The 24,505-nt window shown below is 62.5% G+C and carries 20 protein-coding genes; 9 read left to right on the forward strand and 11 right to left on the reverse strand.

The features are described 5' to 3' along the window. Window positions 1-84: 84 nt before the first annotated feature. A complete protein-coding gene (gene ettA / locus ACL9RJ_RS12425) occupies window positions 85-1,749 on the reverse strand; it encodes an energy-dependent translational throttle protein EttA (protein WP_017123438.1) in 1,665 nt (554 codons plus the stop codon). A 289-nt stretch (window positions 1,750-2,038) separates the two neighbouring features. Between ettA and ACL9RJ_RS12430 the strand changes: the two genes are divergently transcribed. The 5 genes from ACL9RJ_RS12430 to ACL9RJ_RS12450 all read left to right on the forward strand — a co-directional run bounded on the left by ACL9RJ_RS12430 (window position 2,039) and on the right by ACL9RJ_RS12450 (window position 10,592). Then, window positions 2,039-5,890 carry a sensor domain-containing protein gene (locus ACL9RJ_RS12430; protein WP_017123437.1) on the forward strand — a complete coding sequence of 1,284 codons (3,852 nt, stop codon included), beginning with the start codon at window positions 2,039-2,041 and terminating at the stop codon, window positions 5,888-5,890. Window positions 5,891-6,137: 247 nt separating this feature from the next. Beyond that, entirely contained in the window at window positions 6,138-7,391 is a 1,254-nt protein-coding gene (gene glyA / locus ACL9RJ_RS12435; protein ID WP_017123436.1) for a serine hydroxymethyltransferase, read from the forward strand. 388 nt (window positions 7,392-7,779) lie between these two features. Further along, a complete protein-coding gene (locus ACL9RJ_RS12440; protein ID WP_042934220.1) occupies window positions 7,780-9,093 on the forward strand; it encodes a C4-dicarboxylate transporter DctA in 1,314 nt (437 codons plus the stop codon). A 99-nt stretch (window positions 9,094-9,192) separates the two neighbouring features. After that, window positions 9,193-9,906: a FadR/GntR family transcriptional regulator gene (locus ACL9RJ_RS12445; protein WP_017123434.1), complete on the forward strand. Its 714-nt coding sequence runs from the start codon at window positions 9,193-9,195 to the stop codon at window positions 9,904-9,906. A gap of 23 nt (window positions 9,907-9,929) precedes the next feature. Continuing rightward, window positions 9,930-10,592 (forward strand): GntR family transcriptional regulator, encoded by a 663-nt coding sequence (locus ACL9RJ_RS12450; RefSeq protein WP_422765292.1) that lies wholly within the window; start codon window positions 9,930-9,932, stop codon window positions 10,590-10,592. 97 nt (window positions 10,593-10,689) lie between these two features. Here the strand turns inward: ACL9RJ_RS12450 and yjiA are convergent, their stop codons facing one another. The 3 genes from yjiA to ACL9RJ_RS12465 all read right to left on the reverse strand — a co-directional run bounded on the left by yjiA (window position 10,690) and on the right by ACL9RJ_RS12465 (window position 14,074). After that, entirely contained in the window at window positions 10,690-11,661 is a 972-nt protein-coding gene (gene yjiA, locus ACL9RJ_RS12455) for a GTPase (protein WP_422765293.1), read from the reverse strand. Between the two features lie 133 nt (window positions 11,662-11,794). Beyond that, window positions 11,795-11,992, reverse strand: a complete 198-nt coding sequence (locus ACL9RJ_RS12460) for a YbdD/YjiX family protein (RefSeq protein WP_017123431.1) — start codon at window positions 11,990-11,992, stop codon at window positions 11,795-11,797. A 15-nt stretch (window positions 11,993-12,007) separates the two neighbouring features. Continuing rightward, window positions 12,008-14,074, reverse strand: a complete 2,067-nt coding sequence (locus ACL9RJ_RS12465; RefSeq protein ID WP_103032777.1) for a carbon starvation CstA family protein — start codon at window positions 14,072-14,074, stop codon at window positions 12,008-12,010. A 219-nt stretch (window positions 14,075-14,293) separates the two neighbouring features. On the opposite strand from ACL9RJ_RS12465, the gene ACL9RJ_RS12470 reads away from it, so the two are divergent. Further along, entirely contained in the window at window positions 14,294-14,662 is a 369-nt protein-coding gene (locus ACL9RJ_RS12470) for a PilZ domain-containing protein (RefSeq protein ID WP_422765294.1), read from the forward strand. A 44-nt stretch (window positions 14,663-14,706) separates the two neighbouring features. Here ACL9RJ_RS12470 and ACL9RJ_RS12475 read toward each other — a convergent pair whose 3' ends face one another. The 4 genes from ACL9RJ_RS12475 to katB form a co-directional block, all read right to left on the reverse strand. Continuing rightward, window positions 14,707-15,435: a hypothetical protein gene (locus ACL9RJ_RS12475; RefSeq protein WP_017123425.1), complete on the reverse strand. Its 729-nt coding sequence runs from the start codon at window positions 15,433-15,435 to the stop codon at window positions 14,707-14,709. Window positions 15,436-15,457: 22 nt separating this feature from the next. Next, window positions 15,458-16,825 carry a DNA repair protein RadA gene (radA, locus tag ACL9RJ_RS12480; RefSeq protein ID WP_017123424.1) on the reverse strand — a complete coding sequence of 456 codons (1,368 nt, stop codon included), beginning with the start codon at window positions 16,823-16,825 and terminating at the stop codon, window positions 15,458-15,460. 46 nt (window positions 16,826-16,871) lie between these two features. Further along, the gene (locus ACL9RJ_RS12485) at window positions 16,872-17,423 is read right to left on the reverse strand and encodes an ankyrin repeat domain-containing protein (protein ID WP_422765295.1); all 552 of its coding nucleotides are present in this window, start codon (window positions 17,421-17,423) and stop codon (window positions 16,872-16,874) included. A 198-nt stretch (window positions 17,424-17,621) separates the two neighbouring features. After that, the gene (gene katB / locus ACL9RJ_RS12490; protein ID WP_422765296.1) at window positions 17,622-19,163 is read right to left on the reverse strand and encodes a catalase KatB; all 1,542 of its coding nucleotides are present in this window, start codon (window positions 19,161-19,163) and stop codon (window positions 17,622-17,624) included. Window positions 19,164-19,448: 285 nt separating this feature from the next. On the opposite strand from katB, the gene mscL reads away from it, so the two are divergent. Beyond that, window positions 19,449-19,862 (forward strand): large-conductance mechanosensitive channel protein MscL, encoded by a 414-nt coding sequence (mscL, locus tag ACL9RJ_RS12495; protein WP_177062941.1) that lies wholly within the window; start codon window positions 19,449-19,451, stop codon window positions 19,860-19,862. A 166-nt stretch (window positions 19,863-20,028) separates the two neighbouring features. Here mscL and ACL9RJ_RS12500 read toward each other — a convergent pair whose 3' ends face one another. Next, window positions 20,029-20,805, reverse strand: a complete 777-nt coding sequence (locus ACL9RJ_RS12500) for a ferredoxin--NADP reductase (protein WP_177062940.1) — start codon at window positions 20,803-20,805, stop codon at window positions 20,029-20,031. A gap of 393 nt (window positions 20,806-21,198) precedes the next feature. On the opposite strand from ACL9RJ_RS12500, the gene ACL9RJ_RS12505 reads away from it, so the two are divergent. Together ACL9RJ_RS12505 and ACL9RJ_RS12510 are read left to right on the forward strand one after the other, a co-directional pair. Next, complete coding sequence (locus tag ACL9RJ_RS12505; protein WP_422765297.1) at window positions 21,199-21,912, forward strand: autoinducer binding domain-containing protein; 714 nt, start codon at window positions 21,199-21,201, stop codon at window positions 21,910-21,912. A 177-nt stretch (window positions 21,913-22,089) separates the two neighbouring features. Next, window positions 22,090-23,214, forward strand: a complete 1,125-nt coding sequence (locus tag ACL9RJ_RS12510) for a methyltransferase (RefSeq protein ID WP_422765298.1) — start codon at window positions 22,090-22,092, stop codon at window positions 23,212-23,214. A 46-nt stretch (window positions 23,215-23,260) separates the two neighbouring features. Here ACL9RJ_RS12510 and ACL9RJ_RS12515 read toward each other — a convergent pair whose 3' ends face one another. Next, the gene (locus tag ACL9RJ_RS12515; protein ID WP_017123418.1) at window positions 23,261-23,428 is read right to left on the reverse strand and encodes a DUF2474 domain-containing protein; all 168 of its coding nucleotides are present in this window, start codon (window positions 23,426-23,428) and stop codon (window positions 23,261-23,263) included. A 66-nt stretch (window positions 23,429-23,494) separates the two neighbouring features. Continuing rightward, window positions 23,495-24,502 (reverse strand): cytochrome d ubiquinol oxidase subunit II, encoded by a 1,008-nt coding sequence (cydB, locus tag ACL9RJ_RS12520; protein WP_177062937.1) that lies wholly within the window; start codon window positions 24,500-24,502, stop codon window positions 23,495-23,497. Window positions 24,503-24,505: the final 3 nt, after the last annotated feature.

The following is a 24,505-nucleotide window of genomic DNA, read 5'->3' on the forward strand; positions in this document are numbered from 1 at the left end:
CCATCGCCCACCCGGGTCGCACCTGGGAACGACAGGCAAAAAAAACGGAGCCCGAAGGCTCCGTTTTCTCGACCACCGACCTGATCAGGCCAGTTTCTTGTGCCGTACGCGATGCGGCTGGGCCGCTGCGTCGCCGAGGCGTTTCTTGCGATCCGCTTCGTATTCGGTGTAGTTGCCTTCGAAGAACACCGCTTGCGAGTCGTCTTCGTAAGCCAGGATGTGCGTCGCCACACGGTCCAGGAACCACCGATCGTGGGAGATCACGATGGCCGCGCCCGGGAAGTCCAGCAGGGCTTCTTCCAGGGAACGCAGGGTTTCCACGTCGAGGTCGTTGGACGGTTCGTCGAGCAGCAGGACGTTGCCGCCCTCCTTCAGGGTCAGGGCCAGATGCAGGCGGCCACGCTCACCACCGGACAGGTCCTTGACGAACTTCTGCTGGTCGCCGCCCTTGAAGTTGAAACGACCGACGTAGGTACGCGACGGTATTTCGTAGTTGCCGATGCGGATCTGGTCGGAACCGTCGGAGATCTGCTGGAACACCGTCTTGCTGCCGTCGAGGTCGTCGCGGCTCTGGTCGACGCAGGCCAGTTGCACGGTCTCACCGATCTCGATGCTGCCCGAATCCGGGGTTTCCTTGCCCATCAGCATGCGGAACAGGGTCGACTTACCGGCACCGTTACCGCCGATCACGCCGACAATCGCGCCTTTGGGCATGCTGAACGACAGGTTGTCGATCAACACGCGGTCGCCATAGCCCTTGCTGACGTTCTTGAACTCGATGACCTTGTCGCCCAGGCGCGGACCGGCCGGGATGTAGATCTCGTTGGTCTCGCTGCGCTTCTGGAATTCCTGCGATTGCATTTCCTCGAAGCGCTGCAGGCGGGCCTTGGATTTCGACTGGCGGGCCTTGGCGCCTTTGCGCACCCACTCCAGTTCTTCCTTCATGGCCTTTTCATGGGCCGACTGCTGCTTGGATTCCTGGGCCAGACGATCGGACTTGGCTTCCAGCCAGCCCGAGTAGTTGCCTTCGTACGGAATACCCGCGCCGCGGTCGAGTTCGAGGATCCAGCCGGCAACGTTGTCGAGGAAGTAACGGTCGTGCGTGATCGCGACCACGGTGCCCGGGAAGTCGTGCAGGAAGTGCTCCAGCCAGGCGACGGAGTCGGCGTCCAGGTGGTTGGTCGGTTCGTCGAGCAGCAGCATGTCGGGAGCCGACAGCAGCAGGCGGCACAGGGCCACGCGGCGTTTTTCACCGCCGGACAGGTGTTCGACCTTCGCGTCCCAGGCCGGCAGGCGCAGCGCATCGGCGGCGACTTCCAGCTGGCGCTCCAGGTTGTGACCATCGCTGGCCTGCAGGATGGCTTCGAGCTTGGCCTGTTCGGCGGCCAGCTTGTCGAAGTCGGCGTCCGGGTCGGCGTAGGCAGCGTAGACCTCGTCCAGGCGCGCCTGGGCGTCCTTGATCACGCTGACCGCTTCCTCGACCACTTCACGCACGGTCTTGGTCGGATCCAGTTGCGGTTCCTGCGGCAGGTAGCCGACATTCAGCTCCGGCATCGGCCGCGCCTCACCGTCGAACTCGGTGTCGACGCCAGCCATGATTTTCAACAGGGTGGACTTGCCCGAACCGTTCAGGCCAAGAACGCCGATCTTGGCGCCCGGGAAAAACGACAGGGAGATGTTTTTCAGGATTTCCCGCTTCGGCGGAACAACTTTGCTCAGCCGATGCATGGTGAAGACGTATTGAGCCATGGAGAACCTAGCGTCAGTGACTGATGAATAAAGGCGCGAGCGTAGCTCGGACAAGGCGGGATAGTGCGGCATGCATCATGCTTGTCAAACGCAACGCCGATCCCGGCCTCAAAGAGGAGCGCAAAACTCCCGCGTAACCGGCAAAGCTACCTGAATGCGTGAAACAGGGCAAACCGCTCGGTCGAACGGGGCTGGCACTTTGCCACAAGTCAAGGCATGCTAGCCGCCCTTCGGGCGTCCGGCTTATAGTGCACGTCGCGCCAATCCAGCCCAACCGCAGGATCACAGTTTGACCAACGCCAACCCGCCATCGCCCGCGCGCGCATCCCGTCATGTGTCCGGCACACCCCTGCGCGGCACAATCAAAGGCGTACTGGCGATACTGGTGTTGTTCCTGCTCGCCCTGCTGTTCTGGCAACTGATCGATCAGTTCCAGCACACCCGCAAGATCCAGCGCCAATACAGCATCGACTACAGTGCCGAACTGGCCGATCACGTCAGTCTGAACATGAAGCTCAATGCGCAGATCGCGGCCAACCTGCTGCCGATCTTCGAGAAGCCCGAGAACCGCGAGCAGCAACAGCAACTGCTCGGCAAGCTGCGCCTGTCCCTGCCGGACATCCAGAGCATTGCCCTGCTCGACGCCAAGGGCAACATCATCAGCGACAGCGCCGTCGACAGCCACGATGCCGACTACCTCGCCGAACTGGTCCGGCGCAGCAGTCGCACCCAGACCTATTACTTCACCAATGACGACGACGGCTCGATGGTGCACCTGCTGCTGCGCCAGGCCAGCGGCGAGACCAACGGCTACTGGGCGTTGCGCCTGGCACCGACGCTGTTCCAGAGCCTCACCCGTCAGTCCGAGCAGAAATTCCAGCCGACCTGGGTCATCGAGAACCGCCTGAACCATCGCGTCATCAGCCGTGACAACGACATCACCCCACGGCCTTCGGTGCTGCAACCGGATGACGAAGCCAACAGCGTGCTGATCGTCCCGCTGTCCAACAGCGACTGGCAGCTGCGCGGCCTGTTCGACCAGCGCAAGGTACTCGAGGAACTGCTCCCGGCGCTGATCGGCAAGTGCCTGCTGGGACTGGGGCTGTCGATGCTGCCGGTGCTGGCCCTGATCAATATGCGCCGGCGCCAGCGCCAGGTCCATGAAGGGCGCCGCCGCTACCAGGACATCTTCGAAGGCACCGGCGTGGCACTGTGCGTCCTCGACCTGTCGGGGCTGCCGGCCTTTCTCGCCGACAACCACCTGACCGACAGCGAAAGCCTCAAGCGCTGGATCGCCCATGATCCCGAACACCGTCGCCTGCTGCTGGAAGAATTGCGCATCACCGAAGTCAACCTGGTCGCGCTGCGCCTGCTCAATGTCGACTCCTGCGAGACCGCCTGGAAGTGCCTGATAGACGGTTGCCCGACCCAGATCACCGGTATCGGCTACCCGCTGGTGGAGGCGCTGATCAACCACCAGAGCCAACTGGAACTGGAGATCAAGCTCACCGATGCCCACGGCCAGGACCAGCACCTGTGGCTGGTGCTGCGCCTGCCGGAAGATCCCGGCGACTACCCGGCGGTCATCCTCAGCATCACCGATATCACCAGCCGCAAGCTGATCGAATTGTCGCTGCTGGAGCGCGAAGGGTTCTGGTCGGATGTCGTGCGCACCGTGCCGGATCACCTCTACGTCCAGGACGTGATCAGCCAGCGGATGATCTTCAGCAACCACCACCTGGGCCAGACGCTCGGCTACAACAAGAGCGAACTGCACCAGATGGGCGAGTACTTCTGGGAAATCCTGCTGCACCCCGAAGACGCCGAACACTACCACCGCCTGCGCCACCAGCAGCGCCACGCCGGCTACAGCCAGCTGTTGCAGTGCCAGTTGCGCTTCCGCCACCGCGACAACCAGTGGCGGCGCTTCGAGATCCGCGAACAGGCGCTGGCCCGGGATAAATACGACCAGGTCACGCGGATCATCGGCGTCGCCAAGGACATCACCGACCAGATCGAAGCCAGCGAATCCCTGCGCGACAGCGAACAGCGCTACCGAATGCTCGCCGAAAGCATCAGCGATGTGATCTTCTCCACCGACAGCAAGCTGCACCTGAACTACGTCAGTCCGTCGGTGCATGCCGTGCTCGGTTATGAAGTCGACTGGGTATTCAAGAACGGCTGGCATTCGACCATCGCCAACCCGACGCAACTGACCGGCATCTACCAATTGATGGAGCGGGTCAGCAAAGCCCTGGACAAGCCCGAACAACTGGCCGAGCTGCGCAGCCAGGTACAGACCCAGCTGTTCCTGTTCGACTGCCTGCGGGCCGATGGCCGCAAGATCCCGATCGAACTGCGCCTGGTGCTGGTCTGGGACGAGCACGGCGCCTTCGAAGGGATTCTCGGTGTCGGTCGCGATATCAGCCAGCAGCGCCGCGCGGAAAAAGACCTGCGCATGGCCGCCACGGTATTCGAGCACTCGACCTCGGCGATCCTGATTACCGATCCGGCCGGCTATATCGTCCAGGCCAACGAGGCCTTCAGCCGCGTCAGCGGTTATGCCGTGTCCGATGTCCTCGACCAGTTGCCCAACATGCTGACGGTCGACGACCAGCAGGAAGCCCACCTGCGTTATGTGCTCAAGCAACTGCAACAGCACAACACCTGGGAAGGCGAAGTCTGGCTCAAGCGCCGCAGTGGCGAGCACTATCCGGCCTGGGTCGGCATCACCGCCGTACTCGACGACGAAGGCGACCTCGCCAGCTACGTGTGCTTCTTCAGCGATATCAGCGAGCGCAAGGCCAGCGAGCAGCGGATCCATCGCCTCGCCTACTACGACGCCCTGACCCACCTGCCCAACCGCACGCTGTTCCAGGACCGCCTGCACACCGCGCTGCAACAGGCCGAGCGGCAGAAGTCCTGGGTGGTGCTGATGTTCCTCGACCTCGACCGCTTCAAGCCGATCAACGACTCCCTCGGCCATGCCGCCGGCGACCGCATGCTCAAGGAAATGGCCACGCGCCTGCTGGCCTGCGTCGCCGAGGATGACACCGTGGCGCGCATGGGCGGCGACGAGTTCACCTTGCTCCTGCAGCCACGGGTCACTCGCGAAATGGCCTTGAACCGGGCGATCCACGTCGCCGAGCAGATCCTTTCGAGCCTGGTGACGCCTTTTGTCCTCGAAGGACGGGAGTTTTTCGTCACCGCCAGTATCGGTATCGCCCTGAGCCCGCAGGACGGCAGCGAACTCAGTCAGTTGATGAAAAACGCCGACACCGCGATGTACCACGCCAAGGAGCGCGGCAAGAACAACTTCCAGTTCTACCAGGCCGACATGAACGCCAGCGCTCTGGAGCGCCTGGAACTGGAAAGCGACCTGCGCCACGCCCTGGAACAGAACGAGTTCGTGCTCTACTACCAGCCGCAGTTCAGCGGCGACGGCAAGCGCCTGACCGGCGCCGAAGCCTTGCTGCGCTGGCGCCATCCACGACGCGGGCTGGTACCGCCGGGCGACTTCATCCCGGTCCTGGAAGAGCTCGGGCTGGTGGTGGATGTCGGTGACTGGGTGCTGTCCGAGGCCTGCCGCCAACTCAAGACCTGGCACCAGAACAAGGTCCGGGTGCCGAAGGTCTCGGTGAACATTTCCGCACGACAGTTCTCCGACGGACAACTGGGCACGCGGATCGCCACCATCCTGCGGGACACCGGCCTGCCGCCGGCGTGCCTGGAGCTGGAGCTGACCGAAAGTATCCTGATGCGCGAAGTCAGCGAGGCGATGCTGATCCTCGCCGGCCTGAAGAACCTCGGCCTGAGCATCGCCGTGGACGACTTCGGCACCGGTTACTCGTCGCTCAACTACCTCAAGCAGTTCCCCATCGACGTCCTGAAGATCGACCGCACCTTCGTCGACGGCCTGCCGTCGGGCGAACAGGATGCGCAGATCGCCCGGGCCATCATCGCCATGGCCCACAGCCTCAACCTCGCGGTGATCGCCGAAGGCGTGGAAACCCACGAGCAGCTGGACTTCCTGCGCGAGCACGGTTGCGACGAAGTGCAGGGCTACCTGTTCGGCAGGCCGATGGCCGCCAATCGCTTCGAGGCACAATTCAGTAACGATGCGCTGTTCATGTTCGACTGACAGGCCCGTGGCGCCGGGACCGACGCTTTCGCGGGCAAGCCCGGCTCCCACCAGTATGGGGGCGACCACGGGTTTTGCACATGATGCAAAGTCGCAGGAACCGGCCTTGCCCGGGAAGAGGCCCTGGCAGGTGCCGCCGGCAAACCTGAACACCGCTTATCTGCGACATGATGCCCTTTCATATGCCAGATAAAACCCATTGGGTTAGAATGCCTTCCTTTTCTGCCCCCGATCCTTGAGGACCGCCATGTTCAGCCGTGATTTGACTATTGCCAAGTACGACGCCGATCTCTTTGCCGCCATGGAGCAAGAAGCTCAGCGCCAGGAAGAGCACATCGAGCTGATCGCCTCGGAAAACTACACCAGCCCCGCGGTGATGGAAGCCCAGGGCTCGGTCCTGACCAACAAGTACGCCGAAGGCTATCCGGGCAAGCGTTACTACGGCGGCTGCGAATACGTCGACGTGGTTGAGCAACTGGCCATCGACCGCGCCAAGGAACTGTTCGGCGCCGATTACGCCAACGTCCAGCCACACGCCGGCTCCCAGGCCAACGCTGCCGTCTACCTGGCCCTGCTGCAAGGCGGCGACACCATCCTGGGCATGAGCCTGGCCCACGGCGGCCACCTGACCCACGGCGCCAGCGTTTCCTCCTCCGGCAAGCTGTACAACGCCGTGCAGTACGGCATCGACGCCAACGGCCTGATCGACTACGACGAAGTCGAGCGCCTGGCGGTCGAGCACAAGCCGAAAATGATCGTGGCCGGTTTCTCCGCCTACTCGCAGATCCTCGACTTCCCACGCTTCCGCGCAATCGCTGACAAAGTCGGCGCCTACCTGTTCGTCGACATGGCCCACGTGGCCGGCCTGGTCGCCGCTGGCGTCTACCCGAACCCGGTGCCGTTCGCCGACGTCGTCACCACCACCACCCACAAGACCCTGCGCGGTCCACGTGGCGGCCTGATCCTCGCTCGCGCCAACGCCGACATCGAGAAGAAGCTGAACTCCGCGGTATTCCCGGGCGCCCAGGGCGGCCCGCTGGAGCACGTCATCGCCGCCAAGGCGATCTGCTTCAAGGAAGCCCTGCAGCCTGAGTTCAAGGCCTACCAGGAGCAAGTGGTGAAGAACGCCCAGGCCATGGCCGAAGTGTTCATCGAGCGCGGTTTCGACGTGGTTTCCGGCGGGACCAAGAACCACCTGTTCCTGCTGTCGCTGATCAAGCAGGACATCTCCGGCAAAGACGCCGACGCCGCCCTGGGCAAGGCGTTCATCACCGTGAACAAGAACTCGGTACCGAACGACCCACGCTCCCCGTTCGTCACCTCCGGCCTGCGTTTCGGCACCCCGGCAGTCACCACCCGTGGCTTCAAGGAAACCGAATGCCGCGAGCTGGCCGGCTGGATCTGCGACATCCTGGCCGACCTGAACAACGAAGCGGTGATCGACGCCGTTCGCGAGAAGGTCAAGGCCATCTGCAAGAAGCTGCCGGTCTACGGCGCTTGATAAACCCCGCTTGACGCAACATTGAAAAAGCCCGGTCAGCGATGACCGGGCTTTTTTTCGCCTGGAGAAAACTCGCCGTCCGTCGCCCCTTCGTAGCAGAGCAGCGCCTTGGCGGCGAAGCACCATCCTGTGGGAGCCGGCTTGCTGGCGATGGCGGTCTTGAGGCTTGCATCGCTCTCGCGGGCCTCATCGCCGGCAAGCCAGCTCCTACAGGACCAGCATTACTGGTCAGACCAGTCCTACCAATTTCGCGAAAAAACCCTTGTGCCTGCGAAAAAACCGGGCGTAGACTGACCCCGCACTGGACATACCGGTAAGACCACAACAATTAAGTTCCGAAGCTGCGGCCCCAGGCCCGGATAACGGAACGCCGACCAGGATCCTCCTCATGCTCAGATGGTGCTCGCGTTCGATTTTCCTCCAGGTTGTCCTTGGGTTGATGCTCGGCATCATCTGCGGACTCGCCCTTCCCGAATTCTCCACCCAGCTCAAACCCCTCGGCGACGGCTTTATCAAGCTGATCAAGATGCTGATCGGACTGATCGTCTTCTGCGTGGTGGTCAGCGGCATCTCCGGCGCCGGCGACTTGAAGAAAGTCGGGCGGATCGGCCTCAAGTCGGTGATCTATTTCGAAGTCCTGACCACCATCGCCCTGCTGATCGGGCTGATCCTGGCCTACTCCACCGGCATCGGCAGCGGCGCCAACATTCACCTGGAGCAACTGTCCACCGCGGCCATGGGCGATCTCGCCGATCGCGGCCAGCATCTGCGCGGGACCACGCAGTTCCTGATGGAGCTGATTCCCAACTCGGTGCTCGGAGCCTTTGCCGACAACAACATTCTCCAGGTACTGCTGTTCTCCGTGCTGTTCGGCAGCGCCCTGAACCTAGTGGGCGAGTCCGCGTCGGGCATCTCCCGCCTGATCAACGAACTCAGCCATGTGATCTTCCGCATCATGGGCATGATCGTGCGCCTGGCGCCGATCGGCGTGTTCGGCGCCATCGCCTTCACCACCAGCACCTACGGCCTGGAATCGCTACGGCAACTGGGCAGCCTGGTGGCCCTGTTCTATGTCACCTGCCTGGCCTTCGTGCTGCTGATCCTCGGCCTGGTGATGCGCGTGTCCGGCCTGCGGATCCTGCCCTTCCTCAAATACCTGCGCGAAGAGTTGCTGATCGTGATGGGCACGGCCTCGTCGGATGCAGTGCTGCCGCAGGTGATGCGCAAGCTCGAACACCTGGGCATCGGCAGTTCGACGGTCGGCCTGGTCATCCCCACGGGGTACTCGTTCAACCTGGACGGTTTCTCGATCTACCTGACCCTGGCCATCGTGTTTATCGCCAATGCCACCGGTACGCCGCTGGCGCTGACCGACCTGCTGACCATCCTGCTGGTGTCGCTGATCACCTCCAAGGGCGCCCATGGGATTCCCGGCTCGGCCCTGGTGATCCTCGCGGCCACCCTGACGGCCATTCCGGCGATCCCGGTGGTCGGCCTGGTGCTGGTGCTGGCGGTCGACTGGTTCATGGGCATCGGCCGGGCCATGACCAACCTGATCGGCAATTGTGTGGCGACCGTGGCCATCGCCCGCTGGGAAAAGGACATCGATGTGCAGCGGGCCCACAAGGTCCTCGATGGCCAGCAAGGCTATGGGTTTCAACCAAGAAAGCCGGCGGCGCCGGCCCATCAGCAGGAGTTCTGAGGTGCCGCGTCCAGGGACGGGCGCTTACCCCGCACCCGGGGCTGGCGAAAACCGCGCCGGCCCGGGTCGCGGCCAGACCGTTTCAACAGGGGGTAAACCGTGATCAGCTCATCGACCGTCGTCAATTCAGTGGTAGCAAAACTGCGCGCCGCCCTCGCCCGCGGCCAGTGGCGCTCCGGCGAAATGCTCCCGGGCCAGCGCGAACTGGCCGAACAACTGGGCATCAGCCGGCCAAGCCTGCGCGAGGCGGTGACCGTCCTGGAAACCCTCGGCCTGGTGCGTTCGATGCCGGGCAAGGGCGTGGTGGTACTCGATGCCGCCCCCGACGAGACCACGGCCGTCCACAGCGGCGTCGCCGATGCCAGCCTCGAAGACATCCTGCAACTGCGCTACACCCTGGAGCCGTTTATCGTCGGCCTGGTGGCGCAGTCCATCAGCAGCAAGGAAATCGGCCAGTTGCGCCTGACCCTGATGGACATGCGCGAAGCCCTGGAGGCCAACGACAGCGAAGCCGGGATGAATGCCTATATCGCCTTCCATGAAGAGCTGTTCGCCCTGACCTCCAACCCGATTTTCCAGAACGTGGTGCAGCAGACCGCCAATGCCCTCAAGCAGAGCGCCGAGGTCCTGCGCAATTCGCCCGAGCACCTGGCCGAGCGCCTGCAGGAAAACGAAGCCGTGGTGCGCGCCATCCGCAACAAGAACAGCGCCCTGGCCAGTGCGCAAATGCGCCGGCACATCCTCCAGGAGGGACTGCGCATGGGCATCGAACTGACCATCCCGGACGACCATCTGGGCAGCACCGAGCAATAACCAGCCGTCGAGGGAGACCGGACATGAACAGCGTAGCGACACCCCTGCCCTTCACCGCCACGCGCGCTTTCGTCCAGCCACGAGGGCCGGCCTGCTGCGCCGAGACGCTTTATGCCCGGGTATTCGAAGACATTCTCGACCGCCGGTTCGCCACGGGCCTGAGCGAAGAAACCGTGATGCAGGCCTACGGCGCGGGTCGTAGCCAGGTGCGGCGGGTGCTCGGCCGCCTGGCGCGACAACAGGTCATCCTCACTCGCCCCAACCAGCGGGCGCGGGTCGCCGAACCAGGTGCGGAACAGCTGCAACAGACCCTGCAGGCCCGGCGACTGGCTGAAACCAGCGTGATCCAGCTGCTCTGCGGCAACGCTGGCGGACTGCGCTTCGAGGCATTGCATGCGCTGGTCGCCCGCGAACGCCGAAGCGTTGAAGACCACCGGCGAAGCGCGGCAATCAGGCTGGGTGGCGAGTTTCATCTGGAGCTGGCCAGGATGGCCGGCAACGCGCCCCTGGCACATTTTCTCGGCGGGCTGGTGCCTCTGACCGGACTGGCGCAGGCACAGCAGTCGACACACCGCGAGGATTGGCCGGCCCGTGAAGCCATGCTCCATGAGCTGGAGAACGGGAATCCGAGGGCGGCCATCGAGCGGCTGGTGGATCATCTGGATCAGCTGTCCGGATTGTCCTGATCCCGTGGGAGCCGGCTTGCCGGCGATGAGTCCGGCAAGTCTTGCATCGCTCTTGCAGGCACCAGCGCCGGCAAGCCATCTCCTGCAACTGATCCCCTCAGTCGCCAGTCATCCGGGCAAAACCTGCGCGGATCTTCTCTTCCGGCAGGTCATCGGCGATGAACACAATCACGCTTTCCCGGGCCTCGCCGTCCTCCCACTCGGTGTCCCAGTCGAAACCATAGAGCTTGAGCACGCCCTGGAACACCATGCGGCGCGGTTCTCCGGCGATATTCAGCACGCCCTTGTAGCGCAACAGCTGTTTGCCATGATCCTCCAGCAGCTCGTTCATGAACTCGCTGAGCCGGTCGAGATCCAGCGGCTGGTCGCTGCGCAATACCAGGCTGGAAATGCGATCGATGGAGGGCGCCTTACTCACCGGGCGCAGACTCAAGCCGCCGCCCAGGTCGGCATTCAGGTTGAAACCGCGCACATCCAGCAATTCGGCCAGATCAATCCGGCCATGCTCGACGATACGGATCGGTGCCCGTCGGTTGATCCGCGTCAGACGCTCGCTCAAGGCATTGAAGGTCACCTCGTCCACCAGGTCGCGCTTGCTTACCAGCAGGCGGTCGGCAAAGCCGATCTGCGCCTGGGCGATGGTCTGGGTCAGGTGGTGCTCGGCATGGGCGGCGTCCACCAGGGTGATGATGCCGTCGAGGATATAGCGCTCGCGCAATTCCTCGTCGATGAAAAAGGTCTGGGCCACGGGCGCCGGATCAGCCAGCCCGGTGCACTCGATCACCAGCCGGTCGAAGGCGATTTCGCCGCTGTCCAGGCGTTCGAGCAACAGGTACAGGGCCTTGGTCAAATCGGTGTGGATGGTGCAGCAGACGCAGCCGTTGGACAGCGTCATCACTTGCACCGGCTCGGCCCCCAGCAATTGGGTGTCGATACCGGCGTCGCTGAATTCGTTCTCGATCACGGCGATTTTCAGACCGTGCTCGGCCTTGAGCAGATGGCGCAGCAAGGTGGTCTTGCCGGCACCGAGAAAACCACTCAGGACGGTAACAGGAATAGGAACTGACAAACCAGAATCTCCCCTACGTAAAAAACTGCAGGAGCCCGGCTTGCCGGCGATGGCATCCGCAAGATCGCCATCGCCGGCAAGCCGGGCTCCCACAGTGACGGTGTTCAGCCTTGTAAGACAGGGCGTCCTCGGATCAACAGCACTTCGGCCCGCCCTTGCCGCCATAACGGGCTTCCTGGCGTTCCCGGAAGAACGCCTCGTACGTCATCACCGGCTTGTCCGGGTGCTTGTTCTGCATATGTTCCACGTAGGTGTCGTAGTCGGGCATGCCGACCATCAGGCGCGCGGCCTGACCGAGGTATTTGCCGAGGCGACTCAGGTCATTGAACATTGCAGTATTCCCCTGTCAGGCTTCAGGCACGGCCTGGAACGGTGTTTCCTTGTCCGTGCGCTCCTTGTTGCCCCAGGCCGCGACACCGACCTTGAGGGCGTAGAACAGGATGCTGAAGACCACGAACAGGAACAACGCCGTCAGCGTCGCGTTGGTGTAGGCGTTGAAGATCACGTGCTGCATCTGCGCGATGTCCTTGGCCGGGGCAAGTACTTGCCCGGCGTCCAGCGCGGCGCTGTATTTCTTCGCCAGGGCGAGGAAACCGATGGCCGGGTTGGCATCGAACAGCTTGATGAAGCCCGCGGTGGTGGTGCAGACCAGCAGCCATACCGCCGGCAGCAAGGTCACCCAGATGTAGCGCTGGCGCTTCATCTTGATCAGCACGACGGTACCGAGCATCAGGGCGATACCGGCCAGCATCTGGTTGGAGATACCGAACAGCGGCCACAGGGTGTTGATGCCGCCCAGCGGATCGATCACGCCCTGGTACAGCAGGTAGCCCCAGAGCGCCACACAACCGGCGGTGGCGATCAGGTTGGCGGTCCAGGATTCGGTGCGCTTAAGCGATGGCACGAAGGAACCCAGCAGGTCTTGCAGCATGAAGCGACCGGCACGGGTGCCCGCATCGACGGCCGTCAGGATAAACAGGGCTTCGAACAGGATCGCGAAGTGGTACCAGAACGCCATGGTGTTTTCACCCGGCAGGACATGGTGGAGGATCTGCGCGATACCGACTGCCAGGGTAGGCGCGCCGCCGGCACGGGCAAGGATGGTGGTTTCACCGATGTCCTTGGCCACCGCCTGGAGCGCATCCGGGGTAATGGCAAAGCCCCAGCTGCTGACGGTCTGCGCCACGGCCACCACATCACCGCCGACGATCGCCGCCGGGCTGTTCATGGCGAAGTACACACCCGGCTCAATCACCGAAGCGGCGACCATCGCCATGATCGCCACGAAGGACTCCATCAGCATGCCGCCGTAGCCGATGTAGCGGGCGTTGGTTTCGTTGTCCAGCAGCTTCGGCGTGGTCCCGGAAGAGATCAGCGCATGGAAGCCGGACACCGCGCCACAGGCGATGGTGATGAACAGGAACGGGAACAGGCCGCCTTTCCAGACCGGGCCGGTGCCGTCGGTGAACTGGGTCAGCGCGGGCATTTTCAGCTCGGGCATGGTGATCAGGATGCCGATCGCCAGGGCGATGATGGTACCGATCTTGAGGAACGTCGACAGGTAGTCCCGTGGCGCCAGGATCAGCCACACCGGCAGCACCGCGGCGACGAAGCCGTAGCCGATGAGCATCCAGGTGATCTGTACGCCGGTGAAGGTGAAGGCCTTGGCCCAGACCGGATCCGCCGCGATCTGGCCTCCCAGCCAGATCGAGCCGAGCAGCAGGAGCACGCCGACAAGCGAGATCTCACCGATGCGGCCCGGACGGATGTAGCGCATGTAGATGCCCATGAACATCGCGATCGGGATGGTCGCCATCACCGTAAAGATGCCCCATGGGCTCTCGGCCAGGGCCTTGACCACGATCAGCGCCAGCACCGCGAGGATGATGATCATGATCAGGAAGCAGCCGAACAGGGCGATGGTCCCGGGAATGCGGCCCATTTCCTCGCGCACCATGTCGCCCAGGGAGCGACCGTTGCGGCGGGTGGACAGGAACAGCACCATGAAGTCCTGGACCGCGCCGGCCAGCACCACCCCGGCAATCAGCCAGAGCGTACCGGGCAGGTAGCCCATCTGCGCCGCCAGCACAGGGCCGACCAGCGGGCCTGCACCGGCAATCGCCGCGAAATGGTGACCGAAAAGAATGTGTTTGTTGGTCGGCACATAGTCCAGACCATCGTTGTTCAACACCGCCGGCGTCGCCCGGTTGCCATCGAGCTGCATGACATTGTTGGCGATGAACAGACTGTAGTAACGATAGGCAACCAGATAGATCGCCACGGCGGCGACCACGATCCACAAGGCGTTGATCGCCTCGCCGCGGCGCAAGGCCACTACGCCCAGGGCGCACGCTCCCACGATTGCCAGCACCAGCCAGGGTAGATGGCGCAGCGGGCTATTATTATTTTTCATTTTTATATTCCAGCCAGATGGACAGAAAGACAGCCACCTTGAGTTTAGCGCCAAAGCGACCAATGGCTATACCGACATTGGTATAGAGCGGTCTTTTATTGTCGCCGCGGACATCAACCTGTCATCGCCGCCATGGCAGAACCACGCGACGGCCCGCCCGGGCGCTTGCCTGGCCCGGCATGCGGTCTATAGTCAGCGAATCTGCACAGAGACCTGAACATGAGACGCCACCCGATCAATCGCCGCCGTTTCAAGCGCATCGCCTTCGATGCCGTCACCACCCTCAGTCAGGGGGCCACGGTCTGGTCGGCACAACTGGTGGACCTTTCGCTCAAGGGGTTGCTGGTCCGGCGACCGGGCAACTGGCATAGGGGTGCGCACGGCACCTTCCTGATCGACATTCGCCTGGGCAAAGACGCCCACGTGGAAATGGACGCCCGACTGGTCCATGACGATCACGGCCAGCTGGGCTTCAAATGCCTGCATATCGGCCTGGAGTCGATCCAGCACCTGCGTCGCCTGATCGAATTGAACCTGGGCGACGAAGCGGAGCTGGAGCGGGAGCTGGACGCCCTCTTCGACGACTGAACGGCACCGCGCCGCCCAGCACGGTAGCGCCCACTCTCACCCGGTCAGGGAAAGGCCGAACGCTGGGGGAAATCGCTTTCCGAATCCCAGTAGCCGGCCTCGTCCCGGGCCGTCAGCTGCCAGACGCCGTCTTTCAGACGATAGGTCTGGTAGGTGGTGACGAACTCCTCGCCCTCCTCATCCGCCGCGCTCGAAGACACCTGCAGGATCTCCGGAGCCGAATCCCCGGCCTGCCAGGCCGCCTTGCCGGTCTGGGCGAGGAACAGCGGCTTGAGCTTGCCGTCCGCCGTCTGGTACTGCATCGGCTGCAGCTTGCGCTGGGCCGGCATCAGCACCTGGGTCGCCGGGCCGCTGGTGCTGCCCATGGGGGCGGTCTGGTCGACCGTCAGGAAAAACGTCGGCGCCGGCATGCCGTCCATCGGCGCTTTTTCCAGGGTTGCCAGCGGGTAGGCCAGGCCGACACTCTCCACTTCCTCGCCGGCCGCCGAGATCAGCCGGACCCGCGCCTCGACGATGGGCGTGCGCGCGACATCCTTCGCCAGCGCGTCGTCGTCAAAGGCATCCTCATCGAAGGTGCTGCCGTTGCCCCACAGGGATTGATGCAAGTCGGAGGTGATCCGCGCATCTTCCAGCAACTCCAGCGCACCGCCATCTCCCGTCGGCATCTCCTGGGCCAACCGATACCCTTCCGGCACTGCGGCCGTTGCCGCGCCGGCAGCACCGGCCCAGACCATCCATCCCGCCAAACACATCGCCGCACCGATAAAACGCATCCCGCCGACTCCTTCCATCCCGTTATTCGAACAACGCGTCCAACGCCTGCTCCAGGCGCGTGACGGCAATGATTTTCAACCCCGGCGGCGCCTCTTTCGGCGCGTTGCCCTTGGGCACGATGGCGCGCTTGAAACCGTGCTTGGCCGCTTCCTTCAGGCGCTCCTGGCCACTGGGCACCGGACGCACCTCGCCGGACAGACCGACCTCGCCGAACACCAGCAGGTCATGGGGCAGCGGCCGATTGCGCAGGCTGGACATGACCGCCGCCATCAGCGCCAGGTCGGAGGCGGTCTCCAGTACCTTGACGCCACCCACGACGTTGAGGAAGACATCCTGGTCATGGGTCGGAATACCGCCGTGACGGTGCAGGACCGCCAACAGCATCGCCAGGCGGTTCTGATCCAGCCCGAGGGTCACCCGCCGTGGATTGGCCATATGGCTGTCGTCGACCAGGGCCTGGACTTCCACCAGCATCGGCCGGGTCCCCTCCCAGGTGGCCATGACCACACTGCCCGGTACTTCTTCCTGGGCCCGGGTGAGAAAAATCGCCGACGGATTGGAGACTTCCTTCAGCCCCCGGTCGGTCATGCCGAATACCCCCAGCTCATTCACCGCGCCGAAACGGTTTTTCACCGCCCGCAACAGACGCAGGCGACCGTCGGACTCACCCTCGAAGTACAGCACCGTGTCGACCATATGTTCGAGGACCCGCGGACCGGCCAGCGCGCCCTCCTTGGTCACATGGCCGACCAGGAAGATCGCCGTGCCGCTCTGCTTGGCGTAACGCACCAGCAAGGCCGCACTTTCGCGCACTTGGGAAACGCCTCCCGGCGCCGATTGCAGTTGTTCGGTGAAAATCGTCTGGATCGAGTCGATCACCATGACCTTGGGCTTTTCCACCCGGGCGGTGGCGATGATGGTCTCGATGCAGGTTTCGGTCATCACCCGCAACTGGTCCTGGGGCAGCCCCAGCCGACGCGCGCGCATCGCCACCTGTTGTTGCGATTCTTCGCCGGTGACGTACAGCGCCGGCATGCGCGTGGCGAGGTTGCACAGGGTCTGCAGGAGAATGGTCGACTTGCCGATGCCGGGGTCGCCGCCGATCAACACCACCGAGCCATCCACCAGGCCGCCGCCGAGCACGCGGTCCAGCTCACCGGAGGCGGTGGAGAAACGGGGAATTTCCTCGACGCTGACTTCCGCCAGGGTCTTGATCTGCGCCTGCTGTCCGGCCCAACCGGTACGGCCGCTGGGCGCCGCCGCGCCGCCGCTTTCCACCAGGGTCTCGGTCAGGGTATTCCAGGCACCACATTCGCCGCACTGGCCAGCCCATTTGGGAAAGGTCGCGCCGCACTCGGTGCAGCCGTACATGCGCTTGGCCTTGGCCATCTCAACCCCCATGGCAAAACCGCGATGATAGCTCAGCCGGAAGCGATCAGCGCGTCGCCGGTGTACGGATTTCTCCATCCGCCAGACGGGCCGCGCTGTTACCCAGGGGATCCTCGGCATCCAGGTTGGCACCTTTGGCCGCCAGGGCATCCAGCAGGCCGGTGCGTTTGAACAGGCCGGCATACATGGCGGCGGTCTGTCCGGCGGCGTTACGCTGATCGGGGTTGCAGTCGGCATTCAGCAGGCGCTGGGCGATCTTCACTTCGCCCTTGAAGATCGCCCCCATCAGCGCGGTGTTACCGCGCTTGTCCTGGGCACAGGCATTGGCACCGGCGGCCAGCAGCCGCTCCACCGCCGGCCCCTGGCCGTGGTAGGCCGCCAGGATCAGCGCGGTGTAGCCCTGCTCGTCCCGGGTATCGAGGCTGTAGCCGGCTTCGATAAAGGTGTCGAGCATCTCGACGTCGCCACGGCGGGCGGCATCGAAGTAGTAATCCTTGAGCTGCGCCTGGAGCGCGGCCGGATCCGCCGGAACAGGCGGCTCCTGGGCCGAAACGGCGAAGGCACAGGTCAGCAGAAGCAGGAAAGCATAAATACGCATGGCGGGTACTCCTACAGAATTCACGTCACCGCAAGGGTGGCGACGACGCCCCTGGCAACACATCACGGTACGGTGGTTCAGGGATCTGCAGGAGCCCGGCTTGCCGGCGAAGAGGCCCTAGAGCCTTGCCGCGACGCTCTCGCCCCCATCGCTGGCAGGCCAGGCTCCTACAGGTTGCATGGTGTTTTCAGGTTCGGCTCAATCCGACAGCTTCGCCGCCAGCGCCTTGACCCGCGCCAGGTCGCCCTTGGCCACCTGGGTCACCCCCGCGCCGTACTCCGGATCGGCCTTGTAGAGGAACGACAGGATGATGTGCTTGCTCTCGTCATCGGTCGTCGCCAGCGAACCACCGAAGTTCTCGATCAGGTCCTGCTTTTCCTTCTTGCTGTAGGAGCGATACAGATCCCCCGCCTGCTTGAAGTTCTGCTCGCGCTGGATCTTCGCCTGCTGGGTCGTGCCCGACAGGGCCGACTGGCTGTAGCGGGCAGCGGGTGGCTCGTCACGGGGCAGCAGGCGACTCGGCTGGTAATTCACGCCGGTGCTGCTGTGCCCGCTGTTCATCGCGCCATCCTGGTTGCCGTTGTTGACGGCGACCCGCGGCGCGTTGATCGGCAATTGCAGCGCATTGGGACCCAGGCGGTACATCTGCGTGTCGGCGTAGGAGAACACGCGCCCCTGCAACAGGCGGTCTTCCGACGGTTCGATCCCCGGCACCAGGTTCGCCGGGGCCATGGCCACCTGCTCGGTTTCCTGGAAGACGTTGGCCGGATTACGGTCAAGGACCATCTGCCCGACCTTGCGCTCGGGAACGCCGGGCCAGATCTTGGTGGCATCCAGCGGGTCGAAATCGAACTTGCTCAAGTCCTGCGGGGCAAGTACCTGGACATACAGGTCCCACTTGGGAAAGTCGCCCTTGTTGATATGACGCACCAGATCATTGGTCATATGGCTGTAGTCGCGGCCCTGCACTTCGACGACGCCTTTTGGATCCAGGTTGCGAATCCCCTGCAGACTCTTCCAGTGGAACTTGACGTAGTGCACTTCACCCTTGGCGTTGATCAACTTGTAGGCATGTACACCGTTACCGTCCATCTCCCGATAACTGGCCGGGGTACCGGAGTCCGAGTACAACTCGGTCAGGGTCCGCGTGGACTCGGGAACATGGGAGAAGAAGTCGAAGCGGCGCGAATCGTCATCCAGGTTGGTGCGCGGGTCGGGCTTGAACGCGTGCACCATGTCCGGAAACTTGATGGCATCGCGAATGAAGAAGGTCGGGAAGTTGTTACCCACCAGATCCCAGTTGCCTTCGGCGGTATAGAACTTGGTGGCGAACCCCCGCGGATCGCGCAGTGTTTCCGGAGAGTGGTTGCCATGCACCACTGCCGAGAAACGCACGAATACCGGCGTGCTCTCACCGGCGGCGAAAACCTTGGCCTTGCTCAGGTCGCTCAGGTCGTTGGTGACTGTGAACGTGCCATGGGCACCGGTACCACGGGCGTGTACCACGCGTTCCGGAATACGTTCGCGGTCGAAACGCTGGAGCTTCTGGATCAACTGCACATCCTGGAGCAAGACCGGTCCGGTACTGCCGGCGGTCTGTGAGTTCTGGTTATCGCCCACGGCAGCACCGTTGTCGCGAGTCAGAGTGGCGGCGTGAACGGAAAGGGATAACAGGCTGGCGGTCAAGATGCCCAGCACGCGTCGCGCGGGGAAACTCCCCGGCACAGGGGTGATGTTCATGGTGGATTCCTCTAGGTTTTTTTAGTGCGCATCCCGATGCGCTCACCAGAGGCTAGTGATCGTTATCTCGTTCTCTAAATAGAAATGCCCAAAGACACCGATTGAGAAAATCCACAAGCCGGGACCGTCTGGGACGAGTATTTCGCGCGATTGGTGGCACTTTGCAAACTTATCGCCGAACAGCAGGTCGATTAAGGCGGGCGCGGGCAAACCGGGCATCGAGCAAGATGCTCGCGGCTGAATTACACTGCGGTCACTCAACTCATCTGTAACAAGGAATAACCTATGGGCGTGCTAAGTGAGTTCAAGGCCTTCGCGGTCAAAGGCAATGTGGTCGACATGGCCGTCGGTATCATTATCGGCGCGGCCTTCGGCAAGATCGTATCGTCGTTCGTCGGCGACGTGGTGATGCCACCGATCGGCTTGCTTATTGGTGGGGTGGATTTCAGTGCCCTGGCGGTCACCTTGAAGGCCGCCGACGGCAATGTGCCTGCGGTGGTCCTGGCCTATGGCAAGTTCATCCAGACCTGCATCGACTTCATCATCGTGGCCTTCGCCATCTTCATGGGCGTCAAGGCGATCAACCGCCTGAAACGCGAGGAAGCCGTGGCGCCGAGCCTGCCGCCAGTGCCAACCAGGGAAGAAGAGTTGCTGGGAGAGATCCGCGACCTGCTCAAGGCCCAGAACAACAGGCCCTGACAGCCCCAACGCGATCCCTTGTAGGAGCCCGGCTTGCCGGCGATTAGGCCCTTGAGCCTTACGGTGCCCGTTCGGACGCCATCGCCGGCAAGCCGGGCTCCTACAGGTTTCAGGTATTCACAAAGCGTATTGCCAATTTTCCGACCGCTTATGCAAGCCCGGACCACTACCAGTAGTTCTCCACCGCGACCTGGCCGGGACGCCGGCTCAGGCTCAGTTGCATATCGCGCTGCTTCAGCACCTGGCGGGTATCGTCAATCATCTGTGGGTTGCCGCAGATCATCACCCTCGAGTGCTCGGCGCTCAGCGCCACCCCGGCCGCGCGCTCCAGTTCGCCACTGTCGATCAGTTGGGGAATCCGCCCCTGCAATACCCCCGGCACCTGCTCGCGGGTGACAGTAGGAATGAAGTGCAACTTGTGGGCATGCTCGGCCAGGTAGTCACGCTCGGCCAGGCCGGCGATCAGTTCCCGGTACGCCAGTTCGCGCTCATGGCGAGCACTGTAGACCAGCAGGATCCGCTCGAATCGCTCCCATACCTCGAAGTCCTGCAGGATCGACAGGAACGGCGCCACACCGGTCCCCGTGGCCAGCAGCCAGAGATCGCGCCCGTCGACGAATCGATCCAGGGTCAGATAACCCACGGCCTGGCGCTCGACCAGCAACGAATCGCCCACTTCCAGACGACTCAGCTCACTGGTGAACTCGCCACCAGGCACGACGATGGAAAAGAACTCGAGAAACTCGTCATGAGGCGAGGACACCATCGAGTAGGCCCGCCACACCACGCTGCCATCCGCCTTGGTCACGCCCAGACGGGCAAATTGCCCGGCACGAAAACGAAACCCGACATCCCGCGTGGTACGCAGGGTAAACAGGCTGGAGGTCAGGGGACGGACATCGAGCAGGGTCTGTCGGGTAAATTTTTCTGCGCTGGCGGTCATGGTCCGCTCCATCGGGGCTGAAGCCCCAGTGTCGCGCAAAGCCGGCCCGAGAAACACCGATGGTTTGTGGTGGTATAAATTTCGCCATAAAACATGTACAACTTTATAAACAAAGTACAGCAACCTTAAAAAACAAAAACTTATAATCAGAACATCGCGATTCACATTTTTTTCACAAAAAAATTACACCACATCAAACAAAAAGCATATCAAAATGACATCTATCATTTAACGCGAAAAACAACACTTGACGCGATAACACATAGCATTTAAAGAAAATAAAAATATCATCAGCATATAAAAAACCCACACCGAAACCAGGAATTTTCCTACACTACTTCAGGCACCTTCGGTCCAAGAGAACCGCACCAAGCGTCAAGGAAGGGAACCTCAATGGAGAACTGGCAGGATACTCAACTGCACCAGCTCATGAGTGAAAAAGAAGAACAGGCAGTCTTCGACGCAGTTTTCAATCTGGCAGGGCAAATCCGTTTTACCTATGTATCGTTCAGAGTCAGCACCTTGTTAGGAGGCATCCAACCCAACAGCTCGTCTTTTGACAACTACCCAAACGAATGGAACTCGTGTTACCAGCGCAACAACTACATTACGATTGATCCACTGATCGCTCACTGTCACAGCTCGGTGTTTCCCATACTCTGGGTACCGGAAACATTCAGAAGTACGCCGACACTGTGGCGCGACATGCAGGCTCATGGCCTCAACCACGGTTGGTCGCAGTCGGTGCACGACATTCGCGGTATCGTCAGCACTCTGAGCCTGGCCAGGACCTACGAGCCCATCACGTCCAGCGAGTTCTACTCGAAGACGGGTCATATCCTGTGGCTGTGCAACTGGTTGCATTCGTATATGGCCGAAAGACTGGTCAACTCCTGCCAGCCGCAGGGCTACCACCCGCTCTCACCTCGGGAAACCGAAATCCTGAAGTGGACGGCGGAAGGCAAGACCGCGGCTGAAATCGCCAATATCCTCAACCTGACGGCACGCACCGTAGGCTTTCACATGAGCACGATCATGAGAAAACTGGGGGTCAGCAACAAGGCCTCGGCAGTGCTGCGCGCCGCCAAGTCCGGCCTGCTGTACTGATTCGGTACTGATTCGACATCCCCATCACCCGGCAGAAGGACCTGCCCTCAACACATGCCACAGGCAATATCCTCGAAACCCACGTAAAATCCCCGCTCTTGCCTACCGTTGCAGACCACGCTTGTTCCAAGCGCCGATTCAAGACAGCCGCAAACCGTCCTCCAGAGCCTGTACCCCATGCCCCTGCTAGAAAGCCCGTTCGCCCAACTCGATCTGATCCGCCAGCCTGAACAGCAGAACGAACCGCTGCAGGCGTTCGACGCAGCCGATCAATACCTGCTCGACCACCTGGCCGCACAGGCGGTCCCGCGCGACACCCGGGTACTGGTGCTCAACGACAGTTTCGGCGCCCTGGCCGCCAGCCTGGAAGGCCATGTACAACTGACCAGCAGCGGCGACTCGTTCCTGGCGGCCCTGGGCCTGGAAAAAAACCTGGTACGCAATGGCAAGGCCTTCGATGCCGTGCGCCATGTGCCGGCCAGCGAGGCCCTGGACGGCCCGTTCGACCGGGTACTGATCCGCGTACCCAAGACTCTGGCGCTGCTGGAAGAACAACTGATCCGCCTGCAGGGTCAACTGGCGCCGGGCGCGCAGGTGGTCGCCGCGGCCATGGTCAAGCATTTGCCCAGGGCCGCGGGAGATCTGCTGGAGCGTTACGTCGGCCCGGTACAGGCCTCATTGGCGGTGAAGAAAGCCCGCCTGCTGATCGCGACCCCCGAAGCCAGAGCCGCTATCGACTCACCCTACCCGACGCGCTACACCCTCGATCAACCGGCGGTCGAACTGCTCAACCATGCCAACGTCTTCTGCCGCGAAGGGTTGGACATCGGTACCCGCGCCTTCCTTCCCCACCTGCCCGTCGACCTGGGCAACTCCCGGGTCGCCGATCTTGGCTGCGGCAACGGCGTGCTGGCCATCGCCAGCGCACTACGAAACCCCGAGGCCCACTACACCCTGGTGGACGAGTCGTTCATGGCCGTGCAATCGGCGCATGAGAACTGGCGGGCGATACTCGGTGAACGGGAGGTGACGGTACGCGCCGATGACGGCCTCGCCGGCCAGGCGTCGCAGTCACTGGATGTAGTGCTGTGCAACCCGCCCTTCCACCAGCAGCAGGTGGTCGGTGACTTCCTCGCCTGGCGCATGTTCCAGCAGGCCCGTGAAGCGCTGGTGGTGGGCGGCGCCCTGTACATCGTCGGCAATCGCCACCTGGGCTATCACAGCAAGCTGGCGCGCCTGTTCAGGGGCGTCGAACAAGTGGCGGCCACCCCCAAGTTCGTCATCCTCAAGGCCCGCAAGTAAGCGCGATGGATATGTGAGGGAGAACTGCAGGAGCGGAGCGTCCAGACTAATGAGTGGTCAGCCCGGCCGCGTTCATGAACAGGCGCATCAGGCTGGCGACCACGAACAACGCCAGCACACTGCCCGTCCAGATCATCGCCAGCCAGCCCAGGCGCTGCCAGAGCGGTTTCTTCTCGGCCTGTTCGATCTCGTGCAACGAATGTTTGCCTGTCATGTCGGGGTCCTCGTCGTCGGAAGGATGACGCCCCGAAGAGCGCCATCGCGAGCTATCAGCCATCACCTAGTGGTAGCCGTCCTCATGGGTCACCTTGCCGCGGAACACGTAGTAGCTCCAGAAGGTGTAGCCGAGGATGAACGGAATGATGAACAGCGTGCCCACCAGCATGAAGCCTTGGCTCTGTGGCGGCGCGGCGGCGTCCCAGATCGAGATCGACGGCGGCACGATATTCGGCCACAGACTGATACCGAGGCCACTGTAGCCGAGGAAAATCAGCACCAGGGTCAGCAGGAACGGCGTGTAATGGGCATTGCGCGCCACCGCCCGGATCAGGCCGTACAGCGTGACAAGTACCAGGATCGGCACCGGCAGGAACCAGAACAGGTTCGGCAGGGTAAACCAGCGCGCGGCGATCTCGGCATGGGCCAGGGGCGTCCAGATGCTGACGATGCCGATCACCGCCAGCAGGACGAACGCCAACGGCCGCGCCAGGTCATGCATCTGCTCCTGTAACTTGCCCTCGGTCTTCATGATCAGCCAGGTACAGCCGAGCAAGGCATAGGCCACCACCAGCGCCACGCCGCAGAACAGGGTGAACGGCGTCAGCCAGTCCAGCGAACCGCCGGCGAACTGCCGGTTGACCACCGGGATGCCGTCGATGAAGGCGCCCAGGGCCACGCCCTGGAAGAAGGTCGCCGCCAGTGAACCGCCAATGAAAGCCTTGTCCCAGATATGGCGCTTGTGGTCCTTGGCCTTGAAGCGGAACTCGAAGGCCACGCCGCGGAAGATCAGCCCGATCAGCATGAAGATCAGCGGCAGGTACAACGCCGACAGCACCACCGAATAGGCCAGCGGGAAGGCGCCGAACAGCGCCGCGCCGCCGAGCACCAGCCAGGTTTCGTTACCGTCCCAGACCGGGGCCACGGTGTTCATCATCACGTCGCGGTCGCGGTCGCCCTTGATAAAGGGAAAGAGAATGCCGATCCCCAGGTCGAAGCCATCCATGACCACATACATCATGATGCCGAAGATGATGATCACGGCCCAGATCAGCGGAAGATCAATACCCATGAT

The organism is Pseudomonas sp. Mn2068 (assembly GCF_049319725.1).
GTDB lineage: Bacteria > Pseudomonadota > Gammaproteobacteria > Pseudomonadales > Pseudomonadaceae > Aquipseudomonas > Aquipseudomonas gingeri.

Bases quoted from the DNA above. Each gene is read 5' to 3' on its own strand.
- ettA (WP_017123438.1), bottom strand. From the start codon at position 1,749: ATGGCTCAATACGTCTTCACCATGCATCGGCTGAGCAAAGTTGTTCCG.
- glyA (WP_017123436.1), top strand. From the start codon at position 6,138: ATGTTCAGCCGTGATTTGACTATTGCCAAGTACGACGCCGATCTCTTT.
- ACL9RJ_RS12440 (WP_042934220.1), top strand. From the start codon at position 7,780: ATGCTCAGATGGTGCTCGCGTTCGATTTTCCTCCAGGTTGTCCTTGGG.
- ACL9RJ_RS12450 (WP_422765292.1), top strand. From the start codon at position 9,930: ATGAACAGCGTAGCGACACCCCTGCCCTTCACCGCCACGCGCGCTTTC.
- ACL9RJ_RS12460 (WP_017123431.1), bottom strand. From the start codon at position 11,992: ATGTTCAATGACCTGAGTCGCCTCGGCAAATACCTCGGTCAGGCCGCG.
- ACL9RJ_RS12465 (WP_103032777.1), bottom strand. From the start codon at position 14,074: ATGAAAAATAATAATAGCCCGCTGCGCCATCTACCCTGGCTGGTGCTG.
- ACL9RJ_RS12470 (WP_422765294.1), top strand. From the start codon at position 14,294: ATGAGACGCCACCCGATCAATCGCCGCCGTTTCAAGCGCATCGCCTTC.
- ACL9RJ_RS12475 (WP_017123425.1), bottom strand. From the start codon at position 15,435: ATGCGTTTTATCGGTGCGGCGATGTGTTTGGCGGGATGGATGGTCTGG.
- radA (WP_017123424.1), bottom strand. From the start codon at position 16,825: ATGGCCAAGGCCAAGCGCATGTACGGCTGCACCGAGTGCGGCGCGACC.
- ACL9RJ_RS12485 (WP_422765295.1), bottom strand. From the start codon at position 17,423: ATGCGTATTTATGCTTTCCTGCTTCTGCTGACCTGTGCCTTCGCCGTT.
- katB (WP_422765296.1), bottom strand. From the start codon at position 19,163: ATGAACATCACCCCTGTGCCGGGGAGTTTCCCCGCGCGACGCGTGCTG.
- mscL (WP_177062941.1), top strand. From the start codon at position 19,449: ATGGGCGTGCTAAGTGAGTTCAAGGCCTTCGCGGTCAAAGGCAATGTG.
- ACL9RJ_RS12500 (WP_177062940.1), bottom strand. From the start codon at position 20,805: ATGACCGCCAGCGCAGAAAAATTTACCCGACAGACCCTGCTCGATGTC.
- ACL9RJ_RS12505 (WP_422765297.1), top strand. From the start codon at position 21,199: ATGGAGAACTGGCAGGATACTCAACTGCACCAGCTCATGAGTGAAAAA.
- ACL9RJ_RS12510 (WP_422765298.1), top strand. From the start codon at position 22,090: ATGCCCCTGCTAGAAAGCCCGTTCGCCCAACTCGATCTGATCCGCCAG.
- ACL9RJ_RS12515 (WP_017123418.1), bottom strand. From the start codon at position 23,428: ATGACAGGCAAACATTCGTTGCACGAGATCGAACAGGCCGAGAAGAAA.
- cydB (WP_177062937.1), bottom strand. From the start codon at position 24,502: ATGGGTATTGATCTTCCGCTGATCTGGGCCGTGATCATCATCTTCGGC.